General features: G+C 58.1%; 14 protein-coding genes. 2 read left to right on the top strand and 12 right to left on the bottom strand.

Translation table 11 applies throughout. The features are described 5' to 3' along the window. Positions 1-78: 78 nt before the first annotated feature. The 10 genes from SOQ14_RS05260 to SOQ14_RS05215 all read right to left on the bottom strand — a co-directional run bounded on the left by SOQ14_RS05260 (position 79) and on the right by SOQ14_RS05215 (position 15,306). Positions 79-2,409, bottom strand: coding sequence for a DEAD/DEAH box helicase family protein (locus SOQ14_RS05260; RefSeq protein ID WP_322897007.1), 2,331 nt, complete (start codon positions 2,407-2,409; stop codon positions 79-81). Further along, positions 2,409-4,409, bottom strand: coding sequence for a site-specific DNA-methyltransferase (locus tag SOQ14_RS05255; protein WP_322897006.1), 2,001 nt, complete (start codon positions 4,407-4,409; stop codon positions 2,409-2,411). Before SOQ14_RS05255 ends, SOQ14_RS05260 begins: the two co-directional genes overlap by 1 nt. A gap of 423 nt (positions 4,410-4,832) precedes the next feature. Further along, positions 4,833-6,866 (bottom strand): TniQ family protein, encoded by a 2,034-nt coding sequence (locus tag SOQ14_RS05250; RefSeq protein WP_527194247.1) that lies wholly within the window; start codon positions 6,864-6,866, stop codon positions 4,833-4,835. After that, positions 6,866-7,789 (bottom strand): AAA family ATPase, encoded by a 924-nt coding sequence (locus tag SOQ14_RS05245; RefSeq protein ID WP_322897004.1) that lies wholly within the window; start codon positions 7,787-7,789, stop codon positions 6,866-6,868. The genes SOQ14_RS05250 and SOQ14_RS05245 overlap by 1 nt, the downstream gene beginning before the upstream one ends. Beyond that, positions 7,786-9,954: an integrase catalytic domain-containing protein gene (locus SOQ14_RS05240; RefSeq protein ID WP_322897003.1), complete on the bottom strand. Its 2,169-nt coding sequence runs from the start codon at positions 9,952-9,954 to the stop codon at positions 7,786-7,788. The genes SOQ14_RS05245 and SOQ14_RS05240 overlap by 4 nt, the downstream gene beginning before the upstream one ends. Positions 9,955-10,100: 146 nt before the next feature. After that, a complete protein-coding gene (locus SOQ14_RS05235) occupies positions 10,101-10,886 on the bottom strand; it encodes a hypothetical protein (RefSeq protein WP_322897002.1) in 786 nt (261 codons plus the stop codon). 205 nt (positions 10,887-11,091) lie between these two features. Next, positions 11,092-11,328: a helix-turn-helix domain-containing protein gene (locus tag SOQ14_RS05230; RefSeq protein ID WP_322897001.1), complete on the bottom strand. Its 237-nt coding sequence runs from the start codon at positions 11,326-11,328 to the stop codon at positions 11,092-11,094. Positions 11,329-11,954: 626 nt separating this feature from the next. Next, positions 11,955-12,845 carry a plasmid partitioning protein RepB C-terminal domain-containing protein gene (locus SOQ14_RS05225; protein ID WP_067402658.1) on the bottom strand — a complete coding sequence of 297 codons (891 nt, stop codon included), beginning with the start codon at positions 12,843-12,845 and terminating at the stop codon, positions 11,955-11,957. Further along, complete coding sequence (locus tag SOQ14_RS05220) at positions 12,842-13,738, bottom strand: plasmid partitioning protein RepB C-terminal domain-containing protein (RefSeq protein WP_527194246.1); 897 nt, start codon at positions 13,736-13,738, stop codon at positions 12,842-12,844. Before SOQ14_RS05220 ends, SOQ14_RS05225 begins: the two co-directional genes overlap by 4 nt. Further along, a complete protein-coding gene (locus SOQ14_RS05215; RefSeq protein ID WP_322896999.1) occupies positions 13,735-15,306 on the bottom strand; it encodes a recombinase family protein in 1,572 nt (523 codons plus the stop codon). Before SOQ14_RS05215 ends, SOQ14_RS05220 begins: the two co-directional genes overlap by 4 nt. 68 nt (positions 15,307-15,374) lie before the next feature. On the opposite strand from SOQ14_RS05215, the gene SOQ14_RS05210 reads away from it, so the two are divergent. Together SOQ14_RS05210 and SOQ14_RS05205 are read left to right on the top strand one after the other, a co-directional pair. Next, entirely contained in the window at positions 15,375-15,731 is a 357-nt protein-coding gene (locus tag SOQ14_RS05210; RefSeq protein ID WP_322896998.1) for a hypothetical protein, read from the top strand. An 868-nt stretch (positions 15,732-16,599) separates the two neighbouring features. Further along, the gene (locus tag SOQ14_RS05205) at positions 16,600-19,287 is read left to right on the top strand and encodes a hybrid sensor histidine kinase/response regulator (RefSeq protein ID WP_322896997.1); all 2,688 of its coding nucleotides are present in this window, start codon (positions 16,600-16,602) and stop codon (positions 19,285-19,287) included. 139 nt (positions 19,288-19,426) lie between these two features. On the opposite strand, the gene SOQ14_RS05200 is transcribed toward SOQ14_RS05205, so the two are convergent. Then, a complete protein-coding gene (locus tag SOQ14_RS05200; protein ID WP_322896996.1) occupies positions 19,427-21,652 on the bottom strand; it encodes a TonB-dependent receptor family protein in 2,226 nt (741 codons plus the stop codon). 233 nt (positions 21,653-21,885) lie between these two features. Further along, entirely contained in the window at positions 21,886-22,518 is a 633-nt protein-coding gene (locus SOQ14_RS05195) for a class I SAM-dependent methyltransferase (RefSeq protein ID WP_322896995.1), read from the bottom strand. Positions 22,519-22,724 lie beyond the last annotated feature (206 nt).

Below are 22,724 nucleotides of genomic sequence, written 5' to 3'. Positions count from 1 at the left end.
GAAAGTCGGAACTGGTCTCGTCCGTGTACCTCAGTCGACCGTCTTCCCGTAGTCCGCCCTTCCAATAAATGTGGTGAGCTATCCAAGAGCTAGCTTAATTGTAGCACGCTCGTCTTCCGCATGCTGCGCATGAAGTTTTCCTGATTTCCAGCTCCAAACCGTATATCCGATATTGCTGAGTTTAATAATTTGACCGCTGGCGGAAACTTGCGCCTCCCCCTCGGATATGAGTCGAAGCACCAACTTCGCGGGATCCCCGAGTGTGTCGATTTCGAATAATTTCCCGAGAGTTGCATCTGTCAACAGATGATCGCCTTTTGTGTCGATGGCAAATATCGTCTTGTCGACCCAGACGAGGAAGTCTGGCCAGTATGTTGCAGAAGACGCCAGATCCAGAAGCGGAATGTAGAAACCACTATTGACGGGATTGCGTGCCCAGATCCTTTGCGACTTATCAAGCGCTTTTGCGAATCGTAGCTCAAGAGGGTTCAGGCCCGAATACCGCTTATGCAAAGATTTCGAGAATTCAACGGCACTCAATGGATCAACCATAACTGGCCCAACGGTATAGGGAGAATCGAAGTCGTTTTGAAAAATCCTTGAATTAGAGATGTATGTTTCGACGACCTGGCGCGCTATTTGACGAATATGGTCAGCGGCGGGGCTCGTGAGCTCAACCAAGGCATCAAACTTCGGAAGTTCAATATCCACTAGGTTGATCGGTCCTCCCGCTCGCCGAAGTGCACCAGAATAGAGACGCTGAAGCTCCCGCCGGAAAATTGCTCGAGCTGTGACGCGGTTACTATGTTCGACCTCAATCCACTCGTAGTTCGCCTCTGAGCCATCACCGATTCTCTGCAGGACAAGCATGCGGCTGCCCTGGCCAATGGTATTCGCAACGTCAGATGAAAAGTCGATCATGCCGTTAATTATTTTGGCGATCGGCTCTTTGGCCTCCGCTGAGTGTATCCCGATCATCGGAACCGTACGTGGGGGTTCGGGCAATACCTTGTCTAAAATCCGGCCAGTCACACCCTGCTTTATATTTAAACCAACAGCAGGGTAGTCTTTCACAAGTTGGTTCTTGACGTCCTCTAGGATTTCATCGAAAACTCCGCGTTCGTCTGAACGAATATAGAAATGCGCTGTATTCAGGATTGGGTTCGTATAATGCTGCGCCCCAGGCTGTCGCAAAACTCTACCGATCACCTGAGTGATTTGGCGTGCAGAAGCCATTTCTTTATCGATATAGGCGAAGCTACAGGCAGGATCATCCCATCCTTCCTGCAAGCCCAGATTGAAAATGATGTGTTCATATTCGCCTTGCAAAAACGAAGTGTAGTCGTTGTCTCCGCCGGACAAAAGTCGAAGAGAGGCAGGAGGAGGAAACCCGGGTGCGAATTTGAGTTGGCTGTAGATCACAATTTTTGAGGGATCGATTCCAGCATTTTCAACTAGATGCCTCCAGATTTGAATGGGTCTGGCCTGACGCTCTTGGAAGGGCCTCTTTACATCCTCACTGATAGGCACACCATCAACGGTATTGGTGCTACAAACGTAAATGGCTTTGGGCGCAAAGGAGATGGGCAATTCAGTTGCGGCAAGCTTCGCGTCCGCCATATCGGCAAGTAGAGCGTCTACGGCCGTCTCCATTGGGGTCACATATCCACCTATGGCAATGCGCTCCTTTACGAGTCCCGAATTCACCACATCCTTGCTGGAGACTGCAGTAATAAAATCGCTTTCTTGCCATCCCCGATCTGTCTTCAATCTATTGATGGTTGGCTCTAGCCTTGAAGGCAGCGCCATTGTTGCACTTGCAGATATGAGGGCATCTGGAGCCAATTCCAGCAATCTTCTAGTTTGCAGGTCTGAAAGATTATGACCCTCGTCATAAACAACAATGAGTGGGCGTCGAATGCCTTTGTCGGTTAGACGTCTTGCAAGAAGGGTCCAGAGCGATGCAGACGCAAGATCAAGTTGAGCTTGAAAAACCTTGCGATCTCCGCCCTCGCTATCTTCAATTGCGAACTTTCCAACTGTCGCGACAAGTAGAAGTGCGCTAGCAGTATCCTCGAGATCGGTGGGAACAAGTTGTAGTAACGGCTTTACATTGAAACCTGGCAAATTATCCGCATACTTGCCTGATGAGAGGTTTGCATAGGCCTGAGATACAACTATTTTGCCTTTTGAAATCCAAAGCACGACAGGCTGAACGGGCAGGCGGTCACGGATTTGGGCTATTGTGTCCGCAAGAATTAGGGTCTTTCCGCTACCCGTTATTGAAACAAGAGTTTGCAAGAATGGAACTGTCGTCAGCCGGTCGATCATCAGCGGGTTTGCTGCATAATGGACAAAACGTTCAGCGATTCTTGTAGCTGCGGCTTGCTGAAACCCAAACGCTTCCATCAGTCCTGTTGCTCCGCAGAATTGTACTCACCGTTCTCGTCGAGGCCAAGATGAGCAAGGATCCGATCCGGTATTTTCCAAAAACGAACATTTGGAGATTGGAACATCTCGTATCGTGCATACACATGATAGGGCGTTTTCACCCCAGCTCGGCGTCCCTCCGTGACTACGGTCTTGTAAGTTTCAAGGTCGAGAGAACCTACGGGGCCTCCGTTATCCCAAATAAGAAAATACCCCTCCCCCGCGTCATCAGTGCCAATCAGATATTGATAACCAGCATCGCCAAAATAACTTAGGCTTGGTGCGCTACGTCGCTGCGTTTCCCAATGTGAAGTCAGAACTATATCGATCAGCTCATTGCGCTGCATTGACAAAACTGTCTTCGCATCGATTGTTTTCGTGAGAAGTCGATACTCGAATCCGCCACCTAGAGGTTGGGCATCACGACCATTTGGGCGGGTGCCGGTGATGGCATTCGCGAGTCGCTTCCATGTAAGCGTCCTAGCATACTTGTCGCCATTTTCTGGTGCCCCCTGCTCGATCAAAATGAAGCGACGGTTGGACTCATCTTCATGGTTCAATTCAAGAATTGCGTGCCCGGTCGAACCGGACCCGGCGTAGGGGTCCATGACAAGACCTTCGGGAGGGCACCAGATTTGGATAATTTTTTTGAGCAGTCGCAGTGGCTTTACAGTGTCGAATCCGTGATCTTTGCCGACTACTGCGTCAAGCTCTCGCTTTGCCAAGTCGGTATGACCTGATTCGGCATGCGCCCAGGAGACCGACCCGATTTCCAACGGATCAGCATAATAATCTTCATCCCAAAACGTGCTTGGAACTTTTCCTTCTTGGATTCTGTGCAAGTGATTTTTTAACCGTGGCCGGCCGCGCCCTGGCTTCCGCGCCTTATCATCACGAAAGTATAGCATCGGCCAGTTACCAGCTTCGCGCCGTAATTGCGCCTTCACACTTGCCTCAATCACAACTGGATCGGCTTGCGGATCGTAATCTGTAAGTGCGACAGTAGATCCTTTTAGTATCAGAGCTTTCCCTCGGCCGTCTCCTAGATCTTTTTCAACATATTCGGTTCCCCATTCGGCCAGCATCCTCCGGGCATCGGATTTTGTGAAATTGACCCAGTGAGCTCTGGCTTCAGGTAAACTCCCGTCGAAACGATACTCTCCATTGGGGTAATGTAAGAATCCGGTAACCGGCGATTGGATCGCGTAAGCTGTCTTGTCTCGATTCTGTCTAGCTGTAGGGTCGCTCGGTATCCAATCACCGTCAGGATCGTTGTCTAGATTGCGAACTAAACCTCGATCGAGGCCGACCCGGCCTGTTTTGGCTCGCGCTCGATCTTTTGCATAAACGAGCACGTACTCTGTAGTTTTCGAAACTGTCTTCGCATCATTCTTTGGCGAATATGCTTTTTGCCAGTTGATGATTCCAAGGCGATTTTCCTCGCCGAATACTTCATCAAGCATCATGCCGAGGTGGTATAATTCGTTGTCATCGATGCAAATTGCGAGCACCCCAGACGGCTTCAACATGGCTTTCATGACCTGGAGCCGAGGCATCATAGCCTTTATCCATTTTGTATGGCGTGAACCGTCCTCCTTGCCGACAAGCGTTCCGAGTTCGGGATCGTTGGGATCGTTATCCCAGCGATCATTGTATCGAAAATACTGTCCCGTGTTATACGGTGGGTCAGTCAAAATCAGATCAACCTCACCCCGATACTTGTGAAGCGTAACCATGGCTTGGAGGTTTTCGCCCTCAACAAGGAGGTTCCGGGCCTGATCTGCACTTGGCCCGACATGTAGCTTGGGCTCGCGCCGCATTACTCGTGGCCGCACGCGGCGATAAATTTCTAGTGCGGTTCGCTTCCCATGAAAACTAAGAGCAACGCCGTTCGATAGAAGGCCTCTTACAATGCGTTCCAAATCGTCGCGATCGAGCTTGGCAAGCTCGGCTCCGAGTTGGTCGATATCGTGATCCACGCAATCCGCTCCACCCTGTAACCATGCTTGTTCATGGCACTATGTTCCTAGTATGTTCCATGGGGAAACGCAAGGTACACAGTTTGGATCAATAGCCGAGAGATCGGCATTCGAACAACCTGTGGGCGCTTCCAATGCTCAGAAATCTGCGGTGAATCTGCGAGCATTCACTCATATCCCTTGCAGATCTCTCGGCCGTATGCCTCGCCTGCAGAATCTGCATTTCAATTGGACGGAGGACAAATCCGCTCGATCCGTTGCCAAAGTGTAACGGACGAGGCCCCTGTGTGAGAATATAAAGCGTACCATCTTAATGAGATAGCGGGCAAGCCGGATTTGCCGAGGGGAGGGGGGCTGGCCTCCGTTCCCTCGAAAGTGTCCGGTGAGCGATCACTGTCGATCAAATGCAAAAAATGCAGGTACTTACTCTGCTCTCCGCACAAGCACACCGGTGTCGCAGATTTCGAACAAGACCCTGCCGCCGTCATTCAGCTCGAGCGCCCTGGCGATGAGCTTGGGCATTTTGAACCGCCCGTCGGGACTGACCGAAGCCAAGCTCAACCGTCGGCCATCTTTGGTCGCGCAAGCGGGCTGAACGGTTCGGCCACAGGTATCGCGGAGGATGTCATTGAGCTCGGGCATCAGGTCAAAGGCGGAAGCGCGGTCGAACAACCCCTCAGATTTTACTGCCACACCGCGCTGCGTGGCTGACCGAAATGCGTCAGTGTGGTGAATCTGTAGCCGTGCCGCGATTTCGGTGGTGCTGATCATAGTCTTCGCAATGCTCAGAGCCTTCTGAGGACAGATATCGAGGAAGTGCCCGCCAGGCCCGAGCAGATATTCTGAATACCGCGAAAAGTTGGTCCGCGAGAGGCTCATCATGTCGGCAAGATCAGCTTTTGGGATCGATGTGTCGCGCGGATCGAGCTCGGGGCAATCGGAAAAAACCGAGAGCGTGATTACCTTGGCACTGCGCAGAAAGATTCGTTCGACCACGCGATGCGAGCCCGGTTCAAGAGCAGCATCGAGGGTCCCGTCGAGGATCGCTGCGAGGACAGCCCCCCAGGGCTTCGGGCCGCCGCCCAGGCAATACATCAGCTTCGTGAGCTTGACTGGATAGTCCGAATTCCGCGCTGGCATCTTTTCTGCGAGGGCGGTGAGCAGCGCCTCGGCAGAATCTGCGAAGACCGACAGGCGCCTCGTGCGGCCCGGCGGTACTGGCGCAGTTTGCAGCAGCCCCCGATTGACCAAATCGCGGACAGCATAGGTCGGAACGCCTAAGCGAGCGGCAAGCCGCTCTCGGCGGATGCGCGGTTTGAATCGATCGGCAAGCTGCTCGATCGAGGCCCGGTCGAACAGCACATGGAATCGGTGACCATCGAGACACAGGACCGACTTCAGTTCGCCAGCGCGGCGCATTTGCACCAGTGTGCTGACCCTGCTGCCGACAAGGTTGGCAGCCTGCTGGCCGGTCAGCGCGCGCTGGGGTGCGGACCGGCAATAGTCGTTGAAATCATCGATGAGCTTGCGGAGCGCCGGTGAAAGTTCCCGGCGCCTGCACTTGAGCAAAAAACGATGGCTGGCCCCAAAGTTGCCGTCACCCCGGCCACTGGAATAGCGGTTGATCCGGTCCACCAAAAGGCCTTCGAATGCAGCAGGCCAACCTTCCAGCAGTGGCCAAGCCGCGGATAATGCGGGGACGGCATACTTTTTCGCCTTTTCCATGCACAAGTTCGCCGAACTGATCGGATGCGCAGCCGCTGGGACCAGCACGGCAGCAAGCAGCGTTGCAAGCGTGAGCAGGTCATCTGCCTCGACCTTTCGCAGTACCGCGGGTAGCCTTCCTCTGACCCGGTCGCGTCGAGCTGCATCCGGATGGATCAGATCGACCAGATGCTCGAGGTTCTGGCGCAATTCGATCGGCACGGTTTCAGCCACCGCGCGGGTCAGAGGCTCACCGCAGAAATCGCATAGATCGATGCCGAGGGTGCGACGCCAGCGTTGCTGGCGGCGACACGCCTGGTGAGGGCAGCGCTCGTCCAGAAATTCCCACGTCTCGGTGCAGAATGGGAACAGGCGCAGGTTCCATAGTGCCCGATGATGGGGTGACACTGCGAGCGCTGAAGGAGAAAACCTCCGATACGCGAACTGGAGATAGTCTGCTGCCAGTTGAACCCCAAACAGGTTCCGCCGACGAGTGTCCGGCGACAATGTCGGCGCATGATGCTTCAGCAGGTCTGCGTCGATCCCGAGGTACTGCGCAATGGCGACGATGCCTGCCTCATCCAAAAATGACGCATGCGGCCGACCGTTTGCTTCTGCTCCCCCGATCTGCGTGATTTCAGCCATTCGCGGAAAGTGATGTGTAGCCGCCACGCGAGAAACGTATCCATCCAGCGATTCCCCCGGGATGATCGGCACAGGGCGCGAGATGCGCCAGTCAGTGGGACCGTCCATCAGTTTGCCCCCCGCGCGAACGGATTATGGGCGCAGAAGCCGTTGGCGATGGCATAATCATCGACCCCGGCGGCGAGGTCATCACGGTCAATGTGATCGCGCCCGTCACGCAAGGCCGAGCTCATTGCTTGCCGGACGATCTTGATGATCCTGCGCACGCGGCCGTCCGATGCTTGCCACAGAGCTTGTGCGAAAGCCTTGTCACCAAGTCCCGCCTCACAACCGACGATGCCTGCTGCGACCATTGCACGATCAAGATCAGTGACAAAGTCAATGAAGAGGCCCCGGTCGCCGTCCGAGTGCCAGTTCATCGGACGAAGGTCGGCGCTATCGTCAAGCCTTTCCCTGAGTTCTGGCACCTGCGAAAAGACTGATGTGGCCCTTTCAGAACCGACAAAAACCACCGGGGCGAGACCGGAATCCATGATCATCTGGCGGATGATGGTCGCAATCGGCATGCTCATGGAAGGGCGGCGGGCTGCGCGATCGAATTCATCGAAGACAATCAGTTGAACCCGCCGGCGAGCTATCTCGGAAATCGCGCGTGGCCAACGAGTCTTTTCCGACCCAGCCTCGGGACGAGGAGCGCCGAGCGCTTGTAGGATCGAAGTCGGCACCGAGTCCGTAGTTCCGGCGGTGTGGATGTAGACGTGCAAAACGGGAACCTCATCATTAGAAGCTTCTTTCGCGAGGATGCGGATCAGCCCGGAAACTGCCTCTGTTTTGCCGACGCCGTTCGGTGCCACCATCATCGCCCCGCCACAGACTGAGCCTGGCGCGCGGTGCAAACCGGCGATCCGGACTTCGTCGAGGAGCGCCATGGCGCTTGTCTGAGGCGGGTAATCGACCCGGATCGCGTCGAACTTTGCTTTAGCGATGCCGACAAGCTGCGCGCGTGCAGACGGTGAAAGGGGAGCGCTCATGCGTATCCTCCCTTGCCAGCAAGGTTTTTGCGTTCGCGGGCTGGCGGCGCGAGTTGTGGCTGCGCGGCTTCCTCGCGGCGATAGTCGAGATCGGTCTTTGCACGGCCCTTTCTCGGAGCCGGGCGAGATGAGAGAATCTCGTGATCGATTGCGGTCAGCGCAGCCCGATCCTGCGCGATGAAGTCGCCCAATGACACTGCATCTGGCTCAGCGTTGGTCAGATCGACCAGGTTTCCGGTGATCTGCCGCAGGCGAGGAATTTCGAGCAGTTGGGCAACGCGTTTGCGGGACTCCGCCAGGGCCCGCGGCGAAATGCTACGGATGGCCTGGATGAGGTGCCCGCGCATCGTGAGCCGCTCTTCCTCTGTGTTGAATGCAGCGCCCTGAGCTTTTGCCTCTGCTTGGATTTTCTCGTGCAACCACAGCGGTATACCATCAGCATAGCGCTCATCGGCGCACTGCAGTTCGACATACTTCCGGGATTTTCGGTTCCACACGTGAATGGTGCTGATGTCGGACGGGTCATAGCGGAAATGAACGGTGGCCGTTGCATCGCTGCGCCGCCGTCGCCGGGGCTCAATCGGCACGAGATCGTTCAAAAGGTCAGGAACAGCGTGGATGTCGTGAAAACGAAGGCCGAATGCACGAAGCCCCGAGGGAGACAATTGCGCGTCCTCTACCACAGCCATCGTATCGCGGCGGAAACTGTCGAGGTCAGCGAAGTTGTTGATTCCGTATTTGTTTAGATCCTGCTGAAACACAAGCGCTGGTTGGCGGCTGCCAAGGCCTTCATGCGGAGAGGTGTTGTAGTCAGCGATGATCTGGTTCGCGACGGCTTCGAGCTCATCCATCATCACGACTGCAAAATCTTCCGCGTCGTAGCCTAACCTCCGTGCGTCATGGAGCGTCAGGGCCCGCCCCGGGAGATCTTTCGAGAGTCTTGAATTGAGGGTGCCGATCGCCCTTTCGCAGATGGCGCGATAGCGAGGCTGGCCGATCGGACAGAAAGTGACCGAAAAACCAGCGTGCCGGGCAGCAGCCTCCATAGCGTGACTTCGGAACTCGCTCGCGTTGTCGACGATGAGCTCGCCAGCTTTGCCGCGTAGCATCCGCAGCACCGGATATTGCTCGGCCATTACGAGAGGTGGGCGCTTTGGCAGTGCCATCCGCCGCAAAGCCTCTCCGACCGTCCACGCACTCGGATCAATGAAGGTGATGACATGACCGACGATCGCGCGGCTCTTGACGTCGATCACGAGCGTTAGCCACGGTCGTCCGAGCACCATCTGCAGTTTTGGGCAGACGACATGCGCGTTGATCCATGTGTGATCGATGATGACGCGCTGCATGACGAAATCGGCGATGAGTGGTTTGCCGGCGCCAAGCCAATCCTGTTCAGCTGCCGCCTTCGCGACGTGCCGCGCCAGCGTTTCCGAAGACTCGAGTGCGACACAAGCGCGACGCACAGTGCGCTCATCAAGGATTCTGAGCGGCTTTTCAGGCTTGTGAATTGCTGGATGAATGCCGTCATTCACTTGAGCAATTGTGGCCGTGTAGTCGGCATGGATCGCGGCGACAGACGAGCCCGCATCAAGTCCGCGCAGAACACTTAACCACATGATTTGCTTGTTCAAGTCACTGGCCCGGATGTCTTCGACTTTCCTTCCGGTCAGCGATACCATGTGCCGCGGATGCCGGTTGCCGATGTGCCCGCGCGACGCGCGCCAACTCCGAATTGTCCGGGGGGCAGGCGCGGGTCCAAATCTTGCGATCAGGTCGTGAGTCCAAACTTCCTTGAGGGCCAGTTCGATCGATTTGTTGCCATTCGCCACGCCTCGCCCATCGAGCAGGTCGCAGATGGTTGCGCGCAAAACGGCTTTGTCATCGATCTCAGTATCGCCGAGCGCCCATTCGGCTTTTTCATTGAAATTTCGGACTTTGTTTCCACTGCGCGCCGTCCTGATGACGACAGTGCCGTCGAATAGCAGCTGATCGAACTGTTCATCTGTCGGCAGTGCCATTGACCCATCGGGCTGCTCACATTGGAACGTGGTGCCTTTGATCCGATGGATGAGAAGTAGCCGGTCGCCAGAATATCCAGCGGCCGTGTGCTCCGCGCCTTCGATTTCGATGATGGTTCCAGGCTGAAACTTGTGAAACGTCATGACGTCTATTTCTCCATTGCATTGGTGCGCACGCGTGCCGGGCGGCTCCGCGGGCAGCGCACGCGCTGTCCGGGGCTGCCAAGCATGGCGCCAATCGTCTCGTGAGGAGGGGCAAGCCGGCCGCCCGCGCGTACCGGCTCGCATGGTCAGTGCATGGTGACCTCGGTCGCGTCGAATAGCGGCCTTGTCAGGTCGATTTCGATCTTGCGCGCGACGGTGAGAGCCTGAACGATCGCCTCACCATATCGACGGTCATTGGGTTCGATCGCATCGGCCAGTTCGCCAAAGCTCGTCAGTTTGCTGACCTTGGCGCGATGATTGTCGAGCCGATGGTGATGCTCGGGCCGAACAGCAGTAAAGGCCCTGCTCGCAAAGAGAGTGACGTTGCGGCGGTGGAGGATGCTCACCCAAATCTCGTCGCGGAATACGATCCGGAAGCGCATCCCGAGTTCGTCACAGATTTGCTTCACACGCGCGAGCTTTGCGCGATAGACGGGATCTGACAGGTCACGCTTGTCGCGCTTGATTTCGACGATGGTGACGGTGCCGTCGGGGTCGACCAGTTCGACGTCGGCTGTGTAGACCTCTTTGCCTCCGGGGCCAGTGAACTCGAACCGGACTGCTTCAGAGGCCATGCGGACAACGCTGAATTCCACTTCGGCACGGATAAGGAAGTCACGCTGCGCGGCACCCTGCCAATGCAACAGCCGACGTGCTTTCCGGCTCGCGAACCAGCCATTTTCGTGCATCAGACCGCCGTTGAAGGTCCGAAGCGCGCCGCCGTCGGTGGACCGGATGATTTCAACGTTCGCACGGGCTGGTGCAGGATCGCGGACATATCGTTCGCTCCTGGAAGCAGCCGGGGGAAGGGTGGTGGGCGACTGTGGGTAAGCCTCGCCATTAGGGCGAGGGTGTTTGTTTTTAGACTTCATGATCTTCTCTCCTCCACCGCTACCAAGGCGATGGGCACGAGTTCTCCGGTGGCCCGAGGATACCCTCGGACCTTGACATGCCTGTCGGAATGAAGGAGATCAGAAGTGTTAGGTCTTCAGATCTTCCATGGCCCTGGTTGCTGTTCCCGCAGCGCCGGGGCTTTTCATTTCCGGTGGGCGTGCATCGCTCTGGATGCCTGGCTCCTTATCCGGTCATGGTGCCCTCCTTTTGATCGGGATAGTTGTCCGGCCACAACTGTGCCGCATCAAGGCCAGTCGCTTGTGCGATCGCTTGTTCTATCCTGCGGGAGCGGCCACGGCCCTTCGAAACGAGGGTTACCGCCGAAGGCCGCACGTCGAGAGATCGGGCGATGTCGGCCAGCGAAGAGCCCCTGGCACGGAGCAACCACTTGATATGCTCATGCTGCTGATTGAGATTCACTTGGTCGCCCTCGTTCGGTGATCTCGACGGGCCAAATTAAATCGGCTCGGCGAGTTCTCGAAACTGAAGTGCCAACATCGATTCGCTGGGTCAATCGGGGCACCAAGGCGAGAACTACGATTCTCAACCGCTCGAAAAGCAATCGTGGCGCCAAATGGCGAGATTCAACGGCCCTCTGAAATTTTGCAAAACTCTCTTCACTAAATAGTGAACAGAAATTATCGCGTCTTAATCAGATGTATCGCATCCTATGCCATGCCATAGGATGGGTTGTGTCAGAAAGGCTGCTTTTATTTAATCACGGGCCTCTATTTATCTGTTGATAACTTGCTAATCGACTGAGTTGTTGGTCAGATTGCGGAAGTGCCGATTGCTGAGTGTTTAATTCATTCCTGTTCATGAGAGTGGCCAGCAATGTGGTGCAATTGAGCACTTCCAGCGTCGCAGCGACGACCGTGCACTCTAGCGTGCCGGGCTCGAAGCGAGCCCGGCACGCGGTTTCAGAAGCCCTATCGGGCTTGTGGCGGGCTTCGTGCGGGTTCGCCGCCATTCCCGCCGCCGCGCTCGATCCGCCCCACAGTGCGGCGTCTCCTGCGGTCCCCGCGCTTATCGGGTCCGGGTCCCCATCATGCCGCCTGCTGCAGGTCGGTTATCTTCTGAAATTCCGCGAGCAGCTGCGGATGGTGCTGGGCCAGATACCGCACAATCGGCGCGCTTCTCAGCAGGCTGCCCAGATAACCGGTGGCCAGAACCAGATCGAGGTGGTCAGCGCCGTAGCTCTGCTCGATCAGCTTGAAATCGCGGTCGAGCTGCGCGCTCTCCCGGCTCATCAACTCGATCTGCGCCTCGGTCAGGCCCCGCACGGCTTTGCGCTTCTGCTCGACGAGGTCTTCTTCGGCGGTCGCCGCAACAATCGATTTGGCATAGCCGGTCGAGTATTTGTTCATCGCGACCATCATCTCGGCTGCCGCGATCTGGCGCATCGGCTTCATCCGCCGCAGCTCGACGAACACGTTCATGGGCACATGCTTGTCTCGCAGCAGGTCCACAGCTTCCGGGCAAATACCCGTCAGCAGGTTTCGTTTGGCGCGAATATTGCCAATGTTGACGTTCAACGCCCGGGCAAGCCGCTCTTCCGAAACGCCTTTCTTGACGGCGTTGAGGATCATCCGGTGCTCCTGGATCGTCGCCATCCGGCTGACGCGCTTGTTGTAGGTGAATGCCTCATCTTCAAGGGCAACCAGGCAGACCACCTCGGTCTCGCCCCGCTCGAGCAGGATTGCGAGGCGCACATGTCCTTCGAGCAAATTATACTGCGCCGGGTTGACCCGATCCCGGAACACAACCGGGGGCTCGATGATGCCCACCTCTGCAATTGATGCTGCAATCTGCTTGTACTTCGCAGACTTCCGGACCGTCGACGGTACCTCGCGCATCGGCATGATCTCGCTGATCGGGATACGCAAGGTTGTATGCTCGAAGCCGTCGGGCAGGGACGGTGGTTTCTTGCCGCTCATGCCGACGCTCCCGGTTGCGGATGAAGTCGCTCAGCAAGGCGTTCGGGCATGGTCGCGAGGCCTTCGTCCTCGAGGAGCGCAACAAAGCTATCATCGGCCGAGAGGCGCCGCATTGCCTCGGTGATCAGCATCAGCCGGTTCTGCGTCATTTCGGCGCGCGTGATCAGCGCTCGCTTACGTTCGGTCTCCTCCTGATAGGCCTTGACCAGTGAATCAGCGGAGACGCGCTCCCGAGGCGCGCGTTCCTTGGTCTCCAGTCCTTTCCCACGCCGCCGCCGCGTCTCGATGAGTTTGCGCGCTGCCAAAAGCTTGCGCCCCTTGAGCTGCCCATTTTCGTAAGCTTTCGTGAGTGCAGCCTGGACATCGTGGTCAGCAGCTTCTGCGATTTCGACCGCCACGCTGACGGGGATCATTCCGCTCTCGACCGAGCGCAGCAGACGCTGTTCCCCCGTCTCGATGAGCCGCGCCACGCCGTTCACATATTCGATGGTGAGCCCGGTTTTGCGCGCAATCTCGGGGTTGGAGTACCCCCGCTGCTGCATGCCGCGAATGTCCTGGAGGAGATCAAGGGCACGGTGCTGGCGGCGCGCGCAGTTCTCGACCAGACTTGCGATCAGGCAGTCTTCCGGGTCGGCGGACACCACCAGCGCAGGGACCGCGGTTTGGCCGAGCGCCTTGAACGCTTCGAGGCGGCCCTGCCCGCATACGAGATCGTAAAATGGTCCGCCCGCCTCGACCCGGCGTGTGACGGTAATCGGCTTCTTGAGCCCGATCTTGGCGATATTGTCGACGATGTCGCGGAAAGACTTCTGGTTGCGCACGCGCGGATTGACGATGTTGACGCGGTCGATCGGGATCATCTCGATCCGTTGGGCAGGCTTCGCCCCGCTCATGCTGCTGCCCTCAGGGATACGCGGGCGGTCAGCCGGTAGAAGAATTCGAGAGTGTCGAACCGGTAGGCATCGAGCGACAGGCCGTTGAAATCGGCAAGGCGCAGGGTCGCCTCGCGCATGTCGAGCGCGGGGAGAAGATAATAGTCCTTCGGGGTCTCGTTATCGGCATCCATCCTGACAGCGAGCGTGATGTCAGGCCGCAATTTCGTATCGAGCCGGAGCTTCCAGCGATTGCCGCCGGCCGACGTCTGGAAGCAGCGCGCAATCGTAACCGACACGGAAAACTCGCCATTGATTCGGAGAAGGTCGGTCTCCTGATCACGAACAACGCTGCCACCGGTCTGCTCGATACCGCTCATGATTCCAGCAAGGATATCGGGGTGCAGCGCCCGCAGCCGGCGGTTTATCTCGAGATAGCGATAGTCGTGATCCGGCGCGAAGCCGACCAGAGTGTAGGCCCGCAGGAGGCTGCCGAACCGCGAGCGGAATGCGCTGCTCGATGGGCAATCGTTGGCCTCATCGATGATCAGGCCTGACAAGAAGCCCCGCTGCGCAAAGATTTGCGACAGCGCTGCCAGCATCTGATCATCGGATAGTTTTTCCGAGCGCTTGGCAATGAGGGTCTGCGCAGCATCAAACATCGGCGCAGGAATGATGGCGTCGAATACGCCGTTGGCGCGTACCCAGTCTTCGGGCGCATTTTCGACGTGTTCGCCCTTCAGCTTGCACGAGGTGCGCGCCCAGACATTGTTGCCGATGTATTTCTCGTTGATCAGCAGCTGGTGAACCGTTCCGCGCGTCCATTCCCGGCCAAGATCTGTGCGAACGCCGCGGGCATTGAGATCAAGGGCGATTTCGGCTTCGCTCTCGCCAGCCTCAATGAAGCGCCGATAGACCTCGCGGACGATGGCGATTTCTTCGTCTGGTCCCCGCACCAGAATGACGCGATCGGTGGCGATGCTTTTGTGCTCGCCGCGGCCCAGCAGACCTTTTGCCACACCCTGCTGATCGACCAACTGGCGGCGCAATCCGTAACCGGCGGGGCCGCCCTGACGGTAGCCTAGCCGGATAAGGTTGGCCTGGCCCGCGAACACCTTGACGGACAACTCCCGGCTATACTCTCCGGCCATGGCCCGTTTGACGGTCTTGATGATCGATGAGCCGATGCTCCCATCGTTCTCCCATTCCTCGCCGCAGTAGAGAACGCGCACGCCCTTGCTCTTGCAGCGCAGTTCATAGCTGGCGGCTTCGTCAGGATCCTGAAAGCGGCCCCAGCGGCTGACATCATAGACGAGCAGGACCGTGAAATCCGCGCGTCCGCTTTCAACATCATCGAGAAGTGCCTGCAGCGCCGGCCGGCCCTTGATGTTCAGACCGCTCTTGCCTTCGTCTGCGTAGGTTTTGACGATTTCGAGCCCGTGCTTTTCAGCATAGATCGCGATGGTCGCTGCCTGGTTATCGGTAGAATACTGCTGATGCTCGGTCGACATGCGAACATATTGCGCCGCCCGGATGGTCGGGGGCGGCGAGGGTTCTTCATGATTGTCGTCCGTCCATCGAATGACCATGCGATACCTCGAGCGCAGATTGCAAAAAGCGCCTCGGTCCTCTGCGCTACACGAGAAAGCAGGGAAAAATGGTTCCTATTAGCGGAAGCAAACTTCGCGGAACGCCTACCGACCTGTCCGATGCGCTACTGGCGCAAATGATTGGCGCGGCGCTGAAAGCAGACCTTGGCGGGACCAGGCAGGCAACCAAGACCGTGATGCGATGGACCCATGTCAGCGACCATACTGCTCGATCCTGGCTGAACGGGCACACCAGTCCGAGCAGCCTGCACCTGCTTGAACTGGCGATGCAGTCGGAGACTGTCATGGCGGTGATATTGCAGGCGACGGGGCACACCGGGCTGCGGCTAGCGTTGGACTTGGCTGCTGTTGAGCGGGCGCTAGAGGATGCCTTGTTCGAGGTTCGGGCACTCCGCAGTACTTAACTGCTGTGGACGCGCACATGGAGCACGCCGTCCCTCACCGCGGGTGTGAAGCCACGTCGCGCAGAAAGGTGGTGGCTACTATTGATTGATCGAGTTGGAACGGAGACGCCGTGCTACGCTTGCAATGCAACGTGGCGGAAACTCCGCTATGCGCTTAGATATCTGACAGATATAGTGAGGAGAGGCCTCGATGCGAGGAGATCCCATGAAGCATTCAGACACCGAATCCGGCACGGTTGACAAGAGGTTGGCAAAGCGCGCAGGCTCGATCGCTGCGCCATCAGATCGCCTGCAAAGGGTACGTGGCCGTTTGCCTGCGGATTTCACCTTCGATCGCGATGAGGCGAATGAGCGGCACCGATCCTAACGAGGACTGTGGCCATGCCCGCCTCCCTCAGTCGAAACAGAAAAGCTTAGCCTGACGCTGCCGCAAGCTTTCCGTCATTTCCACAAGCTTTGGATATCCCCCGGGGGAGAAGCCGTCGCTGTCCTAGCGTTTAAGTTGTTGATTTCGGTTCGTAGGGCAATCCTGAAGTCAGATTTGACCCCGATCGGGCAGAACCCTTGTCACTCGGTTTGGACAAATCATGGTTTGTTCTGGCGTTTTGAGTCCATCTTGGGTGTCAACGGACACTTCCTGTCCTTTGGCAGCAAAACCCAATCGCATGCGGGCTCGGCTTTCCCTGAGCGGGTCTGTCGCCGGCCGCCCGCCCGCGGAGGGTGATGATTCGTGCAGCGAGAACGCCCTTTCAGATCGGATGGCTAGCCAGCAACACAAGGTGTGAATGGGTGCGCGCCGCCTGCAAATTTCGTTTTGCGAACATGGCGAACAGGCATAGTTTGATCAAGGAATCTAAGGCGCCTTTTAATGAATGAAGCGACGTATTGTGATATTCTTTGTCAAATTTCAGATGGCGTGGCCGTCTTCACCAAAGATGCTCAGGTAAAGTACGTAAATGATGCCTTTCAAAAGCTCACCGGATACGAAAAATCTGAAATAAATCAGAAGATTGTATCTGGCGGGCTTTTCATGGCTGGCAACCAAGGTGCCATGACCAGGGCTGAAGCCGCGATCGCTTCCAGTTCCGCATTTGCAGAAGATGTTCTTGTCCGGCGCAAATCGGGCGAGCCGCTCTGGTGCCACGTGTCGATCAAGCCGCACTATAACGAAGATGGCTCACTTCGCCATTTCATCTCAATTTATCGAGATATTTCCGCGCAGAAGGCTGCTGAAGGCAAGGCTGCTGAGGTTGAGGGTAACCACCGCTTCATCCTCGACAATGTCCTTGCGGGCGTCGTTGTGCATGGGCCCGACACCAAGATCCGCTTCGTCAATCGCCTCGCTTCCGAAGTTCTTCGCATGAAGGAAGACGAGCTCGACGGCGTACCGACCTCAGATGAGCGCTGGGTCGTCTTCCGCGAAGACGGCTCACCCATGCCGCTTGAGGATTTTCCGGCAAACCAGGCGATCCGAAAGAAAGCGCCTGTCAAAGAAGTTGTTCATGGCCTGAAGCTGCCCGATGACGACATAATATTGTGGCTGGTGGCCAACGCCTTTCCCGTCCTGGACGAACAAGGCGAAGTTCTGGAAGTGCTGGTGAGCTTTGCGGACATTACCCGGCTCGTTGAGGCCGAGCGTGAAGCGCAGAGATTGCGCCAGCGCTTTGAGTTGGCGGTCCATGCGACCCAGGATGCCGTGTTTGAATGGAATGTCAAAACCGGGCAATTCTGGGCCAACGACGCTTACAAGAAAATCTACGGGTACGATCCACCCGAGAGCATCCACCTCGATAACCTGGAGGACATCAGCGCAGTTGAAGCAGATCATGACAAGGTGCGCCGGACAACCTTGGACGCAATCAGTTCAGGTAAAGAGCGCTATGCGTTGCAATACGAATTTCGCCGACCGGACGGCACGACCGGGCATGCGGCTGTTCGCGGTTTCATTGTGCGCAATGACACCGGAGAAGCCGAGCGGATCATTGGAACAACCACCGATATCGGCCAATTGACCGAGGCCAACGCAGCTCTCGAGCAGTCGGAGGAGCGCTTCCGGATCATCGCTGATGCCACCAGCGACGTGCTGTGGGACTATAATTTCGAGACAGGCGTTACCTGGACCGGCCAAGACTGGCCGGCAAAGTTGGGTGTCCAATACGATCAGCGGCATATCCAGAACTTCCAATGGATCGAGATGGTCAAGCCATCAGAACGCGCGCCGCTGATCAAATCATTCCAGTATGCAATCAAATCTGAGGCCAGCACCTGGGAGTTCGAATTCACCGCTGAAAGCGTTGCGGGCGAGGCGATCGACCTTGCTGTGAAAGCCTCTATCCTGCGCAACCCTGACGGCAGAGCGACCCGCATTCTGGGAAACATGCGCAATGTTACCAAGGAAAAGCGTAATCAGGAAGGTTACACCCGCGCCCGCGCGCTGGAGGCAGTCGGCCAGCTCACGGGCGGCGTGGCGCATGACTTCAACAACTTGCTGATGATCATTCTTGGCAACGCGGAACTGCTTGAAACGACCGCGCTTGACGAGAGCCAGGCTCAGGCGGTGGCGATGATCCATCGTGCCTCAAGCAGTGCCGCAGACTTGACCGGGCGACTGCTTACTTTTTCCCGCCAGTCGCAGCTGCGTGCTGGACGTGTCGCGTTGACGAACTTGATTCCCAATACGGTCGCACTGCTGAGAACCGGCATCGCTGAGACGATTGCGATCCGCTGCGATTTGAAGCCAGGCGTCTGGGAAGCCAACGTCGATGGAAACGCGCTTGAACAAGCCATCATCAACCTTGCTGTGAATGCGCGTGATGCGATGCCGGATGGCGGTGAGATTATCATCAGCGCAGAAAACCACACGCTCTCACTGCATACCGAGCCAAACCTTTTGGATCTGGAGCCTGGCGATTACGTTGTGGTCTCGGTGGCCGATACGGGCCAAGGCATGCCACCTGAGGTGCTTGCAAGGGCCTTTGAGCCCTTTTTCACCACCAAGGATATTGGAGAAGGCACAGGGCTTGGCCTGAGCACTGTCTTCGGCTTTGCGAAGCAATCGGGTGGGTATGCCACAATCAAGAGCGAACCGGGCCATGGCACGACGGTCAGGATCTATTTGCCGCGCTTCGGGTCAGGCGAAGTACCAGAATTTTCTTTGCCGAAGCCAGAGCATGGCGGAGATCGGACAGGACAGCGAATCCTCGTGGTGGAGGACGAGGCGATGGTTCGCGCACATGTCGAAAAGCTCTTGGCAAAGCTCGGCTATGTCGTGACGGCCGCAGCAGACGCGCAAGAGGCTTTGTCTGTCTTGCATGATGATCAAGCCTTTGATCTGATCTTCACCGATGTGATCATGCCAGGGGGGATGACTGGCCCACAGCTTGGTCAGGCGGCGTTGCGGCTCGCACCGCATATCAAGTTGCTTTACACCTCCGGCTATCCCGCCACCGCATTCGAGAGCCTTGGCTTGGACGATCTCAGCAACGTGAATTTTCTGGCAAAGCCATACCGGTCTGAGCAATTGCAGCAAAAGCTTGCGACCATTCTGAACGCGTAAATGCCCGGCAGCGGGTGTTGGGGAACCGCCACCGGGCATCATTCGCAAGGCTGCCTGGGCCAGCGCAATCCCAAGCCGGCCCTCTTGGGATAACCCCACGAAGGATAGCGACTGTCGCCGATATCACGGCCAACGGGCGCTATCCTCGCCAGCCCACAGAAAGGAAGAAGTTGCGCGGCATGCCGGGGTCAAACCCGCCGCCTGCACCCGGCCGCACCCGTCCGGCGTAGCGTTCATCAAGGATGTTGTTCACCCCCGCGCCGACACTGAAGCCGCTGCCCAGCGGCCATTCGACCGAGGCATCAAGCACCTCGTAACCCGGCAAGAAGAAATCGGCCGCGTTGTTATCCGCGCCCTGCTGATCGCCCACCGATGTGAAGATCAGCGCTGCCCGCGCGCCGTTTGCGCCGATGTAGGAAAGGATCGAGCGCAGCATGTGGCCGGGCGCATATTGCGGGGTGAAGCCTTGCGCGACGCCGCTGGTGAAGGTCGCATCGAGCAATTGCAGGTTGGTAGAGAGGCGCAGGGTGTTCTGCGATTGGGCAAGGCCCTGCGGGCCGATCAGGTCAAGCCTCGCGGCCAGATCCAGCCCCTGATTGCGCATCGAGCCGACATTCTGGCGCCGCGCGCCGCCAGCGCCCACGGCTCCGAAGGGCGCGCTTGCTGGCAGCGGCCCACCCAAGAAGCCGACCTGATCCTCCAGCGTTACCCTGAACAGGCTCGCATCGATCCGCAGGGGTGGGACAGGTTCGGCCTGCACGCCCGCCTCGATCGTGAAGGCATAGGACGAGGCAAATTCATCGGCAACGTCGATCCCCGCCTGGAAGGTGACACCGTCATTGTAGAGCAACGGCTTGAACCCGCGGCTGGCATTGGCCACAAAACGCAGGGTCTCTGAGGCATCCCAGGTTACGCCTAGACCGAACAGCGGCACGGTCTCGACATTGCGGCGATTGCCGAGCACCCCGTTCTGCCCGCCGGGTCCGCCTCCGGTAACACTGCCGACGGCAAGATCGAGCGTCTCGACCACATCTTGCCGCAGCCGTTCGAGGCGGAAGCCGGGGACGATCTGGAGATCGCCGAAAGTCAGCTTGACCTCGCCGAACAGCGCGGCCGCATCGCCGCTGCGCCGGGCGCGGGCAAGGGCGCCGCCAAGGCCGACAAAATCATTATTGCTCGACCCCTTGTCGACAAACACCGGCGCATCCGAGGTGTGGCCAAACACACCAAGGGTGAAGCTGTGTTGCGCGGCAGCGCCAAAATCGCGGCGCACGCGGATATCGAGGCCCGCGGTGTCGAAAGCCTGCAACTGGCGGATCAGCACGTTGGCCTCGGGCGTCACCTGCCCGAAACCGCCGCCCGCCTGCCGCCAGCTTTCACGTTCGAAGCGGCTGTAAAACGCGCGCGCGGTCACCTGTGTCAGGTCACCAACTTGCCAATCGACCGATAGCGTCGGGGCAAGGCGTTCAATCCGCAGGCGATCAAACCGCGTGGTCCCACCCCGCCGATCCGTCAGATACCGGTCGCGGGCTAAGCCGCCCGGCTCGCCGAAGTGCCCGCGGTAGTAGTCGAGCGCGAGGCTGATCGTGATGTCATCGCCCAGAATGTGCCCGCGCAGCTGTCCGGTGAGTTGATCGTGATCGCTGTTGTCCCGGCGCGGGCCGTCGCCTTGCGCGAACTGGATGAAGCCATCGGCCGCAAAGCGCCCGTCCGAAACGCTCGCTCCACCCAGGATCTGTCCCGCATTCCAGCTGCCAAGCGTGGCACGCACCAAGCCTTCAGCGCCCGCCTCGCGGCGTGGTCCGCGCATCACATAATTGAGCGCGCCGCCCGGCTGCGGGCCATAGAGGAGGCCCGATGCCCCGCGGATGAACTCAACCCGCTCGACCAGCTCCAGCGGGGGGATGAAATAGGCCGCCGGATAGGAATACATGTCGGGCACCGCGGGTATCGCGTCCTGCAAGGTCAGCAGGTTCCAGCTTTCGTGCGGCTCACCCAGCCCGCGATAGGACAACGAGGCCCACGAGCCATTGGAGACTTCCGAGACGACGATGCCCGGGATGTCGGCCATCGCAACGCGCAGATTGCGCCCTGCAACGGGTGGCAGATTTCCGAGCTGGACAACATCGCCAAGCTTGCCCGCGAAGATCAGCGTGCCCGATTGATCCGGCAGGCGTTCGCCATCCCGCTTGGCTGTGACGATGATCGACGAGGGCGCCGTGGCGCGCTGGGCACGGTCTTCCGCGGTCTCGCTGTCCGTGGTCGCGGTGGTAACCGCGGTATCAAGCGCAAGCGCGGGGAGGGCAGTGGTGCACAGCAAGGCGGCCGCCAGCGAACGGGCGGCCATACTGAGGGGCAAACGCATGAAGACTCCGAAGAAAAAGGGGGTGTGGGCGCTTTGCTGCTATTGCGAATGATAGTCAATAATGAAAATCTTGCGTGCCGCCGTCTTGATTACCGACGCCTACGCGGTCGATCACAATCCTTCAGCCAAGCTTCCTGCACCTCCCACGGCGCCCGCCCGATGGCTGGCCTTTGCGGGGCAGGATATCATCCTTGGCTTGCCCTGTAGCCGGTATCAAGCCGCAGCGGCCCTGCTCAGCGCGGCCGGGCCAGCAGCATCGTCCACGGCAGGGGTGAGCGCACCGCGCGCACATCGAAATACTCGCTGACAAGGCGGATAAAGGCGCTGCGTGACCAGTGCTGGAGATGGCCCGGCGTGTTCCCGAAATCGCTGAGATACTTGCCGCGCGCGCAATTGAGCACGCGCCAGATCGGTTCACGCGGCACGCTGAGCAGGATGTGCTGTATCTTCTGCGCCGCGAGCCGTTCGAGCCCGAGGCGCGGATTGGGCAGATGTTCGAGCACCTCGCAGCACACCACCAGATCGGCGGCAATTTCGCCATCGGCCAGATCATAGATGCTGCGCACCGCGAAGCGCGCGCCGTGACCGCTGGCAAGGCTGCGCGCATTGGCCTCGGCAACGGCGTCTTCCTCGAGATCGCAGCCGCGCACCTCCCACCCCCGGCGCAGCAGCCGCAGCGACAATTCGCCTTCGCCGCAGCCGACTTCGAAAGCGCTCTTCGCGCCGGTTTGCGCCGACAGCGTATCGAAGGCGCCGAAGAAGCCGTTCATCAGCGCGCGCGCAATCGGATTACCCGTCGCGTATTTGTCGTAGTGATTGCCCGAGACGTTGCCATAATCGGACAGCGTCTGCATCTCGTCAGCCATAAAGGGGGTGCCTGCTCGGTTGAAGCCCGGCGCGCAGCCTTTGGGAATGCGGCCCGTCCTGTCAAGCACAGCGCAGGCAGCTGTGCAGCGGATGCCGCTGGGTCACTGCTGGCCGAAAAGCGCTGGACACGGCCCATGCCTTGACGCATGGCCCGCGCCGTGCGGAGAGGGGCCTGCGTGCTCTCACGGCGGCGATCCGCCGCTGA

This window comes from Erythrobacter epiphyticus (assembly GCF_034653295.1).
Taxonomy (GTDB): Bacteria; Pseudomonadota; Alphaproteobacteria; order Sphingomonadales; family Sphingomonadaceae; genus Erythrobacter.
Note: the sequence above shows the minus strand (reverse complement) of the source record. Positions and strands in the feature narration are given on the sequence as shown.